Origin of the sequence: Devosia sp. ZB163, assembly GCF_028613635.1 — a bacterium.
Classification (GTDB): domain Bacteria; phylum Pseudomonadota; class Alphaproteobacteria; order Rhizobiales; family Devosiaceae; genus Devosia_A.
In genome coordinates this window covers 127,827-140,996 of record NZ_JAQRMY010000002.1, presented here as the reverse complement: position 1 = coordinate 140,996, position 13,170 = coordinate 127,827, and the positions used below count along the sequence as shown (strand labels likewise).

The following is a 13,170-nucleotide window of genomic DNA, read 5'->3' as shown; positions in this document are numbered from 1 at the left end:
GCCACAGTTGGTTAACGAGTTGATGTTGCGGAGCAATTGATGCGTGGCGAGAACGAAGAGACCATCTTCCTCAAGGATTACGCCGAGACCCCTTATGTGGTGGAGCAGGTTGAGCTCGATGTCCGCATCGCGCCCGATACTTCGACGATCCGCGCTTTCCTGACCCTTACCCCGCGGGCAGCGACTGCGCCGGGCACGCCCCTCGTCCTCGACGGCGAGGAACTGACGCTGCGCTCGATCGCCATCGACGGCCTGCCGCTGGCGCTTACCGCCTACGAAACGACGGCCACCGGCCTCGTGGTCCACCAGCCGCCGAACAAGCGCTTCGTGCTCGAGACCGAGGTTGCGGTCGAGCCCGAGAAGAACCTGCGGCTGATGGGTTTCTACCGCTCCAGCGGCACCTGGTGCACGCAGTGCGAGCCCGAGGGCTTCCGCCGCATCACCTATTATTACGACCGGCCCGACGTCCTCGCTCCCTTCAAGGTGCGGATGACGGCCGACCGCAAGCTCGCGCCGGTGCTGCTCTCGAATGGCAACCTCGTCGAGCAGGGCACCGTGGGCAATGACCAGCACTATGCCGTGTGGGAGGACCCCTTCCCCAAGCCGGCCTACCTCTTTGCCATGGTGGCCGGCGATCTCGGCTCGATCCATGACGAGTTCACCACGGCGTCCGGCCGCAAGGTGGCGCTCGGCATCTACTGCACGCACGGCAAGGAGAGCGAGTGCCTCTACGCCATGGACTCGCTCAAGCGCTCCATGGCCTGGGACGAGCGCCGCTTCGGCCGCGAGTACGACCTCGACATCTTCAACATCGTCGCCGTCTCCGATTTCAACTTCGGCGCGATGGAGAACAAGGGCCTCAACATCTTCAACGACAAGCTGGTGTTCGCCAAGCCCGAGACCGCGACCGATGCCGACTACATCAACATCGAGAGCGTCATCGCGCACGAGTACTTCCACAATTGGACCGGCGACAGGATCACTTGCCGCGACTGGTTCCAGCTCTGCCTCAAGGAAGGGCTGACGGTTTACCGCGACCAGGAATTCTCGATGGACGAGCGTTCGCGGCCGGTGAACCGCATCGAGGACGTGCGCCAGCTGCGCCAGACGCAGTTCCCCGAGGATGGCGGCCCCCTCGCCCATCCGCCGCGCCCGGACCGCTACAAGGAGATCAACAACTTCTACACGGCGACCATCTACGAGAAGGGCGCCGAGGTTGTCCGCATGCTGGCGACGCTGCTCGGCGAGGCCGGCTTCCGCCGTGGCATGGACCTCTATTTCGAGCGCCATGACGGCGAGGCGACGACCATCGAAGCCTTCATCAAGGTGTTCGAGGACAGCTCGGGGCAGAACCTGCAGCACTTCCAGCAGTGGTACCTGCAGGCCGGCACGCCCGAGCTCGACGTCAGGGACAGCTACGACCCGGCCAGCCAGACCTATACGCTCGAGCTGACCCAGACCAACCCGCCGACGCCGGGCCAGCCGGAAAAGCAACCGCTCGTCCTGCCGATCAAGTTCGGCCTCATCGGCCCCAATGGCAGCCCGATGAGCTGGGCTTCGGTGGCCGGTGCCGAGGTGCGGGACGAGATGATCGTGCTCGACCGGGCCAGCGCGACCGTCACCTTCACCGGCATCCCCAACAAGCCGGTGCCGTCGCTGCTGCGCGGCTTCTCGGCGCCGGTGACGCTCACCACCAACGCAACCGAGGCCGACCAGCTCTTCCTCGCCCGCCACGACAGCGACCCGTTCAACCGCTGGCAGGCGCTGCAGGACGTGGCGATGAAGCTGATGGTGGGCGCCTTCCGCGGGACGGCGTGGACCGACGCACAGGTCGGCGCGCTCGCCGAGGCGCTCGAGGAGACGCTCAACTCCAAGGAACTCGACGCTGCCTACAAGGCGCTGGCGATGAGCCCGCCGAACGAGCAGAGCGTGGCGCGCACGATCGAGCACGATGTCGATCCCGACCGCGTCCATGCCGTGCGGGGCGAGCTGATCACGGCGCTCGTCGCCCGCCTCGCGCCGACGCTGGAGAAGATCTACCTCACCAACGACAGCCGCCTCGCCTACTCGCCGGATTTCCAGCAGACGGGCCGACGTTCGATGAAGAACACGGCACTGTCCCTGCTGGTACAGGGCGGCGCATCCGGAGCCGACAAGCTGGCGCGCGAGCAGTACGAGCGCGCGCTCAACATGACCGATCGGCTGTCGGCGCTGTCGATCTCGGTGCACTCGTGGACGGCGGATGCGCAGGCCCTGCTCGGCGACTTCCGCACCATGTACACGGCCGATCCGCTGGTGCTCGACAAGTGGCTGGCGCTCAATGCCGGCGCGCCGGACGATGGTGTCGTCGACCGCGTGAGGGCAATCCTCGCGGCGCCCGACTTCCCGCAGAACAACCCGAACCGGCTGCGCGCGCTCATGGCGACCTTCGGCATGAACAACCCGACGCAGTTCGCGCGGGCCGACGGGGCGGGCTTCCGGTTCCTCGCCGAGTTCGTGGGCGATGTCGACAAGCGCAACCCGCAGGTCGCGGCGCGCGTCCTCACCGCCTTCCGGGTGTGGCGCAGCTACGAGCCGGGTCGCAGGGCCGAAGCCGAGAAGGCGCTGAAGGCGCTGCACGACGCAGGTTCGCTCAGCCGCAACACGGCCGACATCCTGGAGAGGACGCTGGCGGGCTGAGGCAGGCAGGCAAGCGGTGTCGTCTCCGCGAAAGTGGGGACCGCCGTTGGCTGCCCGCTCGAGAATAGAGGTTCCCGCGTTCGCGGGAATGACCCCGTGGGTGGGGCCAGAATGGCGCGAGAGGCTCCCCCCACCCCTGTCCCCTCCCCGCAAGGGGGAGGGAGACGCCACCACCGACTCCGTGTGTGCGGGACGATCGCTTGCGAGCGCAGGTCACCTCCCCCCTTGCGGGGGAGGGACAGGGTGGGGGGAGGCCACGCGCTCGACCCTTTCGGTCGTCAACTGCGGACCCCGCCGGCGGCGAATTCCAAGCCCCGCGGCAACGTGGTTAACGGAAGCTTACCGTTAGAAGAATTTTTCTTCTCCGGCTAAGTGATTCAGCCGACTCATGAATTGGCGCTCTGCCGTCGCTGCCCTCGGAGCCCCCTCTGGACAGTGACAGCGAAGCAGATTCAAAGTCCCCCCACTGGGCAATCACTGGGTCGTCCCAATCACATAGGCGGAGAACTTGATGCGGCCGACGGAGCAATCCGGCGACGAGGCGAAGCGATTCCGCGCGCCTGATTCCATGATGCGTCGCAGCTGGCTGCGCCGCACTGTGGTCGGCGTGCTGGAGCGGCTTCTCTTCCGTCTCACGGGTCGCGATGCGACCGCCGGCTATGCCGCGCTCATCGAGACCCTGCCCTTCGGCGTCGCATGCTGGGGCGCCGACGCGCGCCTGATCGCGAGCAACACGCGCTTCGCCGACCGGCTGCGCGTGGCGTCGATCGAGCCGGGCTCGGCCTACCACGAAGTGGTCAAGACGCTCGCCCAGGGCGGCTACATGCAATCGGTGCGCGAGGACTGGGAGAACCGGCTGCTCGAACTGCACCGCGAGGACGGCTCGACGCTGCTCATCGAGGAGCGTCCGCTCGAAGGCTCCGGCTTCGTCACGCTGGTCATGGATGTGACCGAGAGCCGGCGCACGACACAGCTGCTCACCAATATCCGCGAGGAACAGCGCCTGCTGGCCCGGCGCTACCACGAGGAAAAGCTCCGCGCCGAGGCGGCGAGCCGGTCCAAGACCAGCTTCCTCGCCCATCTCAGCCACGACATCCGCACGCCGCTCAACCACATCATCGGCTTTGCCGACATGCTGCGCCAGCAGCCCTTCGGGCCGCTCGGCGACGCCAAGTACCTGAGCTATGTCGAGGCGGTGAAGACCTCGGGCGAGCGCCTGCTCGGCTTCTTCGGCTCGATCCTCGAACTCGCCGAGCTCGAGGGCGGCCGGCGTGAACTCCGCCACGACCGCTTCACCGCCGATGAGCTGCTGGTCGGCGTGTTCCGCCGCTATACCGGCCAGGCCCAGCACGCCGGCGTCACCTTCGGGCTCGCCGGCCCGTGCAACGCGCTGCTCAACGCCGACCGCTTCGCGCTCGAGCGCATGGTTTCGAACCTCGTCGAGAACGCGGTGCGCTTCACCCCGCGCGGCGGCAAGGTAACGCTGGCGGCCTATGCCGCCGCTGACGGCGTCGTCCTCGAGATCACCGACACCGGCATCGGCATGAGCGCCGAACGCCTCGCCACCCTCTCCCAGCCCTTCGTCTTCGGCGACGCCGCCCTCACCCGCGACCGTGACGGCGCGGGGCTCGGCATCGCCATCGCCCGCGCCATTGCCGAGCTCAGCGGCGGTCATCTCGCCATCGACAGCCGCCAGGGGTTGGGCACGACGGTAGCGATCAGCCTGCCGCTGCTGGTGCAGGAAGAGGCGAGGGCGGCCTAGGGGCGGTCCGACCGTGCGCGTGACGGAGTGGCGATGCGGATCACTCCGGTGATCGCGGCCACCAGGCGAACCCGGCCACGCCTCCTTCTCGGCACGGGGCTGCCGTCAGTTCCCCAACGTCCTCGCGTGCGCATACCAAGCGTCGGCCGCCGCGCTCACCTCGCCCTCCATCTCGCGCACGTCGGACGCCAGCCGCTCGAAGTTCGGCGTGTTGGTCCGCTGCGCCAGCAGTTCGCGGAAGGCCGGGGTCCAGCCCTGGTCCTGGAACGGGTCGGCGAGGGCCGCGCTCATGACCTGCAGCACGGTGGAGTAGAGCCCGAGGATCTCGGCGAGGCGAATGCCTTCGGGCACCAGCCCGGTCTCGCCCAGCCGGCGCAGCACCAGGCCGGTCGTCGCCTGGGGCGCGGCCACCGTGTCGCCGGCCACCAGCTGGGCAGACTGGGCGATGAACTCGAGGTCCACCAGCCCGCCGGCTGCCAGCTTGAGGTCGAACTGGTGCCGCGGCGGGCGCTCCTTGGCCATCAGGGTGCGCATCGAGACAACATCGTCGATGGTCTTTCCCACATCGCGCGGGCGGCTGAGAATCTCGGCCACGGCGGCATCGACCTCGTAACCCAGTTCGCCATCGGCGTAGATGACGCGGGCGCGCGTGAGGGCCAGGTGCTCCCAGGTCCAGGCGCTCTCGTGGTGATACTGCACGAAGCCCTTGAGGCTGGTGGCGAGCGGCCCCGCGTTGCCGGAGGGCCTGAGCCGCATGTCGGCCTCGTAGAGCACGCCTTCGGAGGTCGGGGCGCTGATCGCGGCGAGAAGGCGTTGGGTGAGCCGGGCGTAGTACTGGCTTGCCGCCAAAGGCTTTTCGCCGTCGGACTCGTCGGCGGCGCCGAGGTCGTAGAGCATGATGAAATCGAGGTCGGAGCGCGCCGTCATCTCGCGGCTCGCCATCTTGCCGAAGGCAAGCAGCGCGACCCGCGCGCCGGGCACGACGCCATGCCGGCGTTCGAACTCCCGCCGCACCGCGTCGAACAGCTTGGTCAGCAGCGTCTCTGCAAGCGTCGTGAACTGCTCCCCTGCCCGCGTCGCATCGATCGTGCCGGCGAGCAGCCCCGCGGCGATCAGGAACATCTGCTCCTGCCCGATGATGCGGGCGCGATCGATCACCTCCTGGTAGTCGCGGGCGTCGGCGAAGAAGGCCTCGATCTTGCCGAGCAGAATCTCGCGGCGCCGCACGTCGTCGGCAAAGGCGGGATCGATCAGGCCGTCCATGACGTGCGCGCGGTGGATGACTGCATCGGCCATGCGCGGCGCCGACGCCATCAGCGCGACGAGCAGGCTCCTCAGGTTCTCGTGGTTGCGCAGCAGGGCGAAGAGCTGCACGCCCGAGGGCAGGCGCGACAGGAAGTTATCGAAGCGCATCAGCGCGTCGTCAGGGTTACCGGCTTCCGAGATGGTCGTGAGCAGCGCCGGCAGCAGTTCGGTGAGGTGGGCGCGCGCGGCAGATGCGCGTGTCGCGCCATAGCTGCCATAGTGCCACTTCTTCACCGTGGCTATGGCCTTGGACGGCTCGCGGAAGCCCATGCCGGACAGGGTCTCGAGCGTCCCCGGATCGTCGTCGGAACCGGTGAAGACGAGGTTCCCACCGGTCGCGGCGAGGCTCTCGCCTTCGGCAAAGAGGTCGGAGTAGTAGCCGACAACCTGATTCAGCGCGCGCCGGTAAACCGTTTCGAACGTTGGCAAATCCATGCCCATGAGGGCAGCGATGGTGGCGATGGCCGCGTCGCTCTCGGGCATGACGTGGGTCTGCTCGTCGCGCAGCATCTGCAGCCGGTTCTCGACGGCGCGGAGGAACCAGTAGATGCGCGTCAGGTCCTCGGCGGCGCGCTTCGAGATCCAGTTCGCCTCGGCCAGCGCCCTGAGAGCCACCGCGGTGGGACGGACGCGCAGCGTCAGGTCGCGGCCGCCGGCGATCAGCTGCTGGGTCTGGGTGAAGAACTCGATCTCGCGGATGCCGCCGAGCCCGAGCTTGACGTTGTGGCCCGCCACGCGGACGTCACCGACGTTCTTGGTGATATTGATCTGACGCTTCATCGCCTGGATGTCGGCGATGGTCGCGAAGTCGAGGTGCTTGCGCCAGACATAGGGCGCCAGCTCCTTGAGGAAGCGCTCCCCTACCTCGCGGTCGCCAGCGCAGGGCCGGGCCTTGATCCAGGCGGCACGCTCCCAGTTCTGGCCGCGGCTCTCGTAGTAGGCGAGTGCGGCGTCGATCGAGAGCGCCACCGGCGTCGCGCCGGGGTCGGGCCTGAGGCGCAGGTCGGTGCGGAACACGTAGCCGTGGGCCGTCCGGTCCTGCATCAGGTTGGCGAGGCGCTGCACGATACGGGTGAAGAACCTGGTCTCCTCGCCGCGTTCGTTCAGCGCGGCCTTGTCTGGATCGAAGAAGGCGACGATGTCGATGTCGCTCGAATAATTGAGCTCGCGACCACCGTGCTTGCCCAGCGCGAACAGGGCCAGCCCGGAGTCGGCGGCCGTCTTCGTGGTCAGCCCGCGCGCCGCTGCGAGCCGCAGCAGCACCTCCAGCCCGGCATCGAGCGCAGCGTCGGCGAGATCGGAGAGCGCGGCCGTCGATTGCGCCGTCGTCCACTGCCCTTCGACCTCGGACACCGCAGCCAGCAGCGCCACCCTGCCCTTGGCGATTCGCAGTTCGCGGCTGATATCGTCCTCGTTTTCCGACGACGCGCCCGCCTGTCGGACGCCGTCGAGCACGGCGGCCAGCGCGTCATCGGGGGACTGTCTTCGGGTGGTGGCGAACCAGTCGGCGTGGCGCTCGGCAAGGTCCTTGAGGTAGGGAGCGGAGTCGAGGAGGGTTTCGAGCGCGACTTTCATGTGTGGAGGGATAGCGCACCATACTCAAAAGTCACTGGAATTCGGCATGGGCGCCGCTATCTTCGCCGGCCAGTCGAAACCCCGTGAGCCTCGCATGCGCCACCTGACTGCCGCCGTCCTGTCTGCCCTCGTCATTGCCGCCGTTCCCGCACACGCCGCCTCGCTCGGCGGCATGGGCCAGGCGATTTTCGGCAACGGCTTCAACTTCAGCAAAGCGAACCTCGAGAAGGCGCCGGTCAAGACGATCGAGGTGGGCAAGCTCAAGGTCCAGCTGCAGCGCACCAAGCTCAAGGACCTGCAGAAGGCCTTCGGCGGCACCATCCAGAGCGACGGCGACGGCGCCGGCCGTGCCGACTGGATCTGCTACGGCACCGAGGGGGCCAACGTCTGGTTCATCTCGAATGCGCTTGGCGGCTACGAGTTCGTGATGATGGTGGCGGCAGAGGCCGGCAAGCCGGCAAAGAGCTGCGATGCGGCGCCGGCCGAGTTCGCGGTCCCCGATTTCGGCATTCCCGGGCTGGGCGCGGCCAGCGCCGACCTCAAGTCGACCTTCGGGGCGGCCTCCGGCAACAAGGTCGCCTACCGCTCCGACCGGCCGGGCGGCTATTCCGACATCGCGCAGTACATCGGCTACACGCTCAAGGGCGGCAAGGTGAGCGGCATCGGCGTCGGCGAGACGTCCGTGCCGACGGCGCACTAGGCGCCGATCCATGGTGCCCGTCATCACCGGGCTTGTCCCGGTGATCCAGCAACCGCTTATCGGCGCGGCGAGAGACTTTCTTCTCACGCGGCAGACGCCGCGTGGCGGGATGGCCGGGACAAGGCCGGGACAAGCCCGGCCATGAGGGCCTGTTGGTGTACTTGGCTCTAGTGCCCGATCAGCGCCTGGAACTGCCAGTCGGGGAACATCTTGGCCATCTTCACGACGGTCCGAAACGTCGAGCGGACCATCGCAACGTCGCGATCGGAGCGCAGGGCGGAAAGCTCCGGCGTGGGCAGGAGTTCGACCGTGGTCGGATTGAACATCTGGAGCCGGTGAGCATCGGACGCCGGCATGTGCACAATGAACGTAGTCATGGCCGCCTCATGCCACGCCGCGGGTCTCCATGAGCTTACCCCAGGCGTGAAATTTGCGTGCAGTTTCGTAAGGTTAGCGTGACGCATTGGCGCTGCGAGACGTTCACGCCGGCAGGTCGATCACCGCACGCACGCCGGGGGCGTTGTCCTCGAGCCTGAGCTCGCCCTTGTGCAGCCGCGCCACGGCCGCCACCAGCGACAATCCGAGCCCGGATCCGGGCTGGCTGCGGCTCTTTTCGAGGCGCACGTAGCGCTCGACCACCCTGCCCCGATCGACCTCGGGAATGCCCGGTCCATTGTCGCCGACCGTGATCCTGGCGCGCCCACCTTCGGACCTGAGGCTGACCTTGATGAGGCCCTGCTTGCCTTCCGCCGGCTCGTAGTACTTGAGCGCGTTCTCGATCAGGTTCACCAGCGCCTGGCCGAGAAGCTCGCGGTTGCCGTGGATGTGCAGCCCCTCGGCGATATCGGTCTCGAGCACCATGCCCTGGTCCTCGGCGAGGGGGCCGTAGAGTTCGGCGACGTCGCTCACCACCGCGCTCAGGTCGATCTCGTTCAGCGCCCCCGAGGGGGTGCCGGCTTCGGCCCGCGCGATCATCAGCAGCGCGTTGAAGGTCCGGATGAGCTTGTCGCTCTCCTCGATGGTCGTCTCCAGCGCCTCGCGCCGCGCCGCCTCGTCCTTGCTTTCGAGCAGGGCCGACTCCGCCTTGTTGCGCAGTCGGGTCAGCGGAGTCTTGAGGTCGTGGGCGACGTTGTCGGTGACCTCCTTCATCCCCTGCATGAGCTTCTCGATGCGATCGAGCATGGCGTTGAGGTTGGTGGCGAGGGCATCGAATTCGTCGTTGCGCCGCGTCACCGGCACGCGCTCGCTGAGGTCGCCGGCCATGATCTTGTTGGAGGTGGAGGCGATGGTGTCGACGCGGCGCAGCACGCGCACCGAGGTCACGATGCCGGCGATCAGCGAGAAGAGCAGGATGCCGCCGACGCCGATGGCGAACCACTGGAAGACGATGGCGGTGAAGCCGCGGCGCTCGACCACGTCGCGGCCGACGACAAGGATCAGCCCACTGGCCAGCTTCTCCGATCGCACCAGCGCGTTGCCCTGGCGCGGCCGCAGGTCGCCGCCGCCATCGCTCAGGCCCGGGGTGCGATCGTAGTTGAAGCTGTAGGTGCCGGGCTCGGCGACGACCTCTGACGGCAGGTCGGAGACGTTGCCGACGATCTTCTGGCCGGTGGGATCGGCGAGATAGTAGATGCCGGGCCCGGGCTGGGAGGCGAGCTGGCCGATGGCGAGGATGGTGGCGCGGAAGCCGCCGTCGTCGTCGATGCGCCTGATGGCGAAGGTCTCGCGATCGATCTGCTCGGCCTGCTGGCGCTGCAGCTGGATCGTGGTCTGCCAGAAGATGAGCCCCAGCAGCCCCACCGCGAAGACGATGAAGATCAGCATGAAGATCGCGGTCAGGCGCACCGTGGTCGTGCGCCAAAGCTCGGCGAGACGGTACATGTCAGTCGCGGATCATGTAGCCGGCGCCGCGGATCGTATGCAGCAGCGGATTGGCGTGCCCCTTGTCGATCTTGGCGCGAAGCCGCGACATGTGCACGTCGATGACGTTGGTCTGGGGGTCGAAGTGATAATCCCAGACGTTCTCGAGCAGCATGGTGCGGGTCACCACCTTGCCGGCATTCTTCATCAGGTATTCGAGCAGGCGGAACTCGCGCGGCTGGAGCAGGATGGGCTCGCCGTCGCGCTCCACCTTGCGGCTCAGCCGGTCGAGCTGCAGGCCGCCGACCTCGAGGCTCGTCGCCGCCTCCGCCGGCGAGGAGCGGCGGGCCAGCACCTCGATGCGGGCGAGAAGCTCGGTGAAGGCATAGGGCTTGACGAGGTAGTCGTCGCCGCCGGCGCGCAGGCCGGTCACGCGGTCATCGACCTCGCCCAGGGCGGAGAGGATCAGCACCGGGGTGTGGTCTTCCTCGGCCCTCAGGCTCTCGATGATCGAGAGGCCGTCGCGCCGGGGCAGCATGCGGTCGATCACCAGCACGTCGTAGTCCATCGACGAGGCCATGGCGTAGCCGGTCTCACCGTCGCTGGCGTGGTGCGTCACGTGGCCGGCCTCATCCAGCGCCTGGATGAGGTAGCTCGCCGCCTCGCGATCGTCCTCGATCAGCAGAATCTTCATGGCACCAGCCCCCGGCTCATTCTGCGTCATTCCAGCAAAGACCGGAACCCTTGCGGATCCCGGTCTTGGCAGGACTGACGGAAGGGAGGAAGGGCCCCGAGGCAGGTCGCCCCGGAGCCCCTAAGTCCTTACGACTTGTCTTCGGTGATCGGCAGGCCGACGAAGCGGGTGTTGCCGTCGCGCTGGGCCTTCACGAGAGCCGTGTTGCGGCCGTTGTCCTTGACCGACTGGATGGCCTTCTCGAACTCATCGACCGACTTCACGGCCTGGTTGTTGACCTCGAGAATGGTGTCACCCACGGCGAAGCCACGCTCAGCGGCAGCCGAACTCGGATCGACGTCCTGGATCAGCAGGCCTTCACCACCCGAGTTCGGCACGAGCGTCAGGCCGACGCTGGTCGAAGCGGGCTCGGGCGCAGCCGGCGGCTGCTGCTGGGTCTGCTCATCGCTGGGAGCCTGCGCGGCCTCGTCGAGCTTGCCGAGCGTCACGGAGATCTTCTGCTCCTTGCCGTCGCGCCAGATGGTCAGCTCGACGGTAGAGCCCGGGTTCTTGCCGGCGATGGTGCGGCTCAGGTCGAGCGCATCGGTCACCTGGTCACCGTCCACGGCCGTGATCACGTCACCCGACTTGACGCCAGCCTTGTCGGCCGGGCTGTCCTTGGAGGGCTCGGTCACGAGTGCACCCGCCGCAGTGGCGAGGCCGACGCTCTCGGCGATGTCGCGGTTCACGTCCTGGATGCCGACGCCGAGGAAGCCACGGGTCACGGCGCCATGCTCGATGAGCTGGTTCGTCACCTGCTTGACCACGCTCGCCGGGATGGCGAAGGCGATACCGACGTTGCCGCCATTGGGCGAGAAGATCGCGGTGTTCACGCCGACGACCTCACCCTGCATGTTGAAGTCCGGGCCACCGGAATTGCCGGTGTTCACGGCCGCGTCGATCTGCAGGAAGTCGCCATAGGCCGAGCCGGCGATGTCGCGGCCACGGGCCGAGATGATGCCGGCGGTCACGGTGCCGCCGAGGCCGAACGGGTTACCCACGGCCACGACCCACTCGCCGACGCGCGGCTCGATATCGCTGAGCTTGACGAAGGGAAGGTCCGTCTCGCCCTCGAGCTTGACGACCGCGAGGTCGGTCTTCTCGTCGGTACCGACGAGCTTGGCCTGCTTCTCGGTGCCGTCCTCGAAGATGACCGTTACCTTCTCGGCATCGTCGACGACGTGGTTGTTGGTGACGATGTAGCCGTCAGCCGAAATGACGAAGCCGGAACCGGCTGCCATGGTGCGACGCGGCGGCTGCGGGCGTGCGTTGTTGTTGTTGTCGCGGCCGGGCGCGCCGAACTGCTCGCCGAACTGCTCGAAGAAATCACGGAACGGGTGGTCGTTCGGGAGATCCGGGAAGCGGAACTCGAACTGGCGACCGCCGCGCTGCAGGTCGCGGCCCTTCTCGGAACCCTCGACCACGATCGAGACAACGGCCGGCTTCACCGCCTCGACGAGGTCGGCGAAATTCGGGACGTTGGTCACGGCGGGAGCCGTGATCTGTGCGGCGGGCACGAGCTTGGCGGACTGGGCGGTGGAAGGTGCAGTCGCGGCAACGAAAGCAGTGCCGCCCCCGATACCTGCAAGGATAGCGAGAGCCGAGGCCCCGATCCAGCGGCGGGCGCGGGAGTTGAGAGTCGAGCGCATGTGGTTCTCCTTCAATCAGGCACTCATTGTGGGCCAGACATATGGAGGGTGCCGCCTTTCTGCAGCGTGTCGCCTGTCTTAAATATCGGTAATGTTACCGGGCGTCCGGAGCGCTTTTCTCAGCTGCTAGAATATCGCCTCGCGCAGCAGGTCGAGCGCGACCACTGTCAGCACGATCTTGAAACCCCAGCGGAAAGCGGCCTCGGGCACCTTCACGAGCAGCCTGCTCCCGAGCGCCGTGCCGCCAAATCCGGAAACGACCATCGCAACGATCAGCGGCAGGTATTCCGCGAAGGCGAAGCCCAGGAACACGAAGACGACGACCTTGAACGTGTTCTGCAACGTCATCAGCATGGCGTGCGTCGCGACCAGATGGCGCCGGTCGGCGAGGCCCTTGATGAACACGGCCACCAGCGGCCCGGTGGCGCCCACGACCATCGACAGGGCGGAGATCACCGCCCCGCCGACGACCTGCGCGACGCGGGAACGCCCGACGATCCGGGGCTGCGGCAACCACGTCGTCAGCAGCACGAAAGCGGCGATCGCCACCTGCAACGCCGTCGCCGGCAGCAGGCTCGCGAACTGCCCGCCGATCACGGTGCCGATCGCCCCACCGAGCGCCAGCCACAGCACCAGGTGCCACTGGACATGCGCGCGCTGCACGATGGCGCGGCCGCCGTTCGAACCGAGCTGGATGGCGCCATGGAGCGGCACCACCACAGCGGGCGGAAACACCAGCGCCAGCACCGCCACCATCAGCGTGCCACCGCCGAGCGAGAAGGTCGCCGTGATCAGCGACGTCACGAAGCTCAGGACGATGAGTGCGAGCGCCATCGTCGCATCGAGGCCGGCGGGGAGAAGATCGGTGAATGGCAAGGGCGGGATCCGGAGGGGTCGGGCCTGAGTA

9 protein-coding genes are annotated in these 13,170 nt (G+C 67.3%); 3 read left to right on the top strand and 6 right to left on the bottom strand.

Translation table 11 applies throughout. The features are described from left to right. Positions 1-39: 39 nt before the first annotated feature. Positions 40-2,679 (top strand): aminopeptidase N, encoded by a 2,640-nt coding sequence (gene pepN / locus PRN20_RS08925; RefSeq protein ID WP_273956955.1) that lies wholly within the window; start codon positions 40-42, stop codon positions 2,677-2,679. Positions 2,680-3,190: 511 nt separating this feature from the next. Beyond that, on the top strand, positions 3,191-4,441 hold the full coding sequence (locus tag PRN20_RS08920) for a sensor histidine kinase (RefSeq protein ID WP_273956954.1): 1,251 nt from the start codon (positions 3,191-3,193) through the stop codon (positions 4,439-4,441). A 105-nt stretch (positions 4,442-4,546) separates the two neighbouring features. On the opposite strand, the gene PRN20_RS08915 is transcribed toward PRN20_RS08920, so the two are convergent. Beyond that, positions 4,547-7,321: a bifunctional [glutamine synthetase] adenylyltransferase/[glutamine synthetase]-adenylyl-L-tyrosine phosphorylase gene (locus PRN20_RS08915; RefSeq protein WP_273956953.1), complete on the bottom strand. Its 2,775-nt coding sequence runs from the start codon at positions 7,319-7,321 to the stop codon at positions 4,547-4,549. 94 nt (positions 7,322-7,415) lie between these two features. On the opposite strand from PRN20_RS08915, the gene PRN20_RS08910 reads away from it, so the two are divergent. Then, positions 7,416-8,021: a hypothetical protein gene (locus PRN20_RS08910; protein WP_273956952.1), complete on the top strand. Its 606-nt coding sequence runs from the start codon at positions 7,416-7,418 to the stop codon at positions 8,019-8,021. A 167-nt stretch (positions 8,022-8,188) separates the two neighbouring features. On the opposite strand, the gene PRN20_RS08905 is transcribed toward PRN20_RS08910, so the two are convergent. From PRN20_RS08905 to PRN20_RS08885, 5 genes are all read right to left on the bottom strand, one after another. Continuing rightward, positions 8,189-8,398, bottom strand: coding sequence for a hypothetical protein (locus tag PRN20_RS08905; RefSeq protein ID WP_273956951.1), 210 nt, complete (start codon positions 8,396-8,398; stop codon positions 8,189-8,191). A gap of 103 nt (positions 8,399-8,501) precedes the next feature. Further along, complete coding sequence (locus PRN20_RS08900; RefSeq protein ID WP_273956950.1) at positions 8,502-9,902, bottom strand: sensor histidine kinase; 1,401 nt, start codon at positions 9,900-9,902, stop codon at positions 8,502-8,504. Between the two features lies 1 nt (position 9,903). Further along, a complete protein-coding gene (locus PRN20_RS08895; RefSeq protein WP_273956949.1) occupies positions 9,904-10,575 on the bottom strand; it encodes a response regulator transcription factor in 672 nt (223 codons plus the stop codon). Positions 10,576-10,703: 128 nt separating this feature from the next. Then, positions 10,704-12,263 carry a Do family serine endopeptidase gene (locus PRN20_RS08890; RefSeq protein WP_273956948.1) on the bottom strand — a complete coding sequence of 520 codons (1,560 nt, stop codon included), beginning with the start codon at positions 12,261-12,263 and terminating at the stop codon, positions 10,704-10,706. Positions 12,264-12,389: 126 nt separating this feature from the next. After that, positions 12,390-13,139, bottom strand: a complete 750-nt coding sequence (locus tag PRN20_RS08885) for a sulfite exporter TauE/SafE family protein (RefSeq protein ID WP_273956947.1) — start codon at positions 13,137-13,139, stop codon at positions 12,390-12,392. Positions 13,140-13,170: the final 31 nt, after the last annotated feature.

Bases quoted from the DNA above. Each gene is read 5' to 3' on its own strand.
- pepN (WP_273956955.1), top strand. From the start codon at position 40: ATGCGTGGCGAGAACGAAGAGACCATCTTCCTCAAGGATTACGCCGAG.
- PRN20_RS08920 (WP_273956954.1), top strand. From the start codon at position 3,191: ATGCGGCCGACGGAGCAATCCGGCGACGAGGCGAAGCGATTCCGCGCG.
- PRN20_RS08915 (WP_273956953.1), bottom strand. From the start codon at position 7,321: ATGAAAGTCGCGCTCGAAACCCTCCTCGACTCCGCTCCCTACCTCAAG.
- PRN20_RS08910 (WP_273956952.1), top strand. From the start codon at position 7,416: ATGCGCCACCTGACTGCCGCCGTCCTGTCTGCCCTCGTCATTGCCGCC.
- PRN20_RS08905 (WP_273956951.1), bottom strand. From the start codon at position 8,398: ATGACTACGTTCATTGTGCACATGCCGGCGTCCGATGCTCACCGGCTC.
- PRN20_RS08900 (WP_273956950.1), bottom strand. From the start codon at position 9,902: ATGTACCGTCTCGCCGAGCTTTGGCGCACGACCACGGTGCGCCTGACC.
- PRN20_RS08895 (WP_273956949.1), bottom strand. From the start codon at position 10,575: ATGAAGATTCTGCTGATCGAGGACGATCGCGAGGCGGCGAGCTACCTC.
- PRN20_RS08890 (WP_273956948.1), bottom strand. From the start codon at position 12,263: ATGCGCTCGACTCTCAACTCCCGCGCCCGCCGCTGGATCGGGGCCTCG.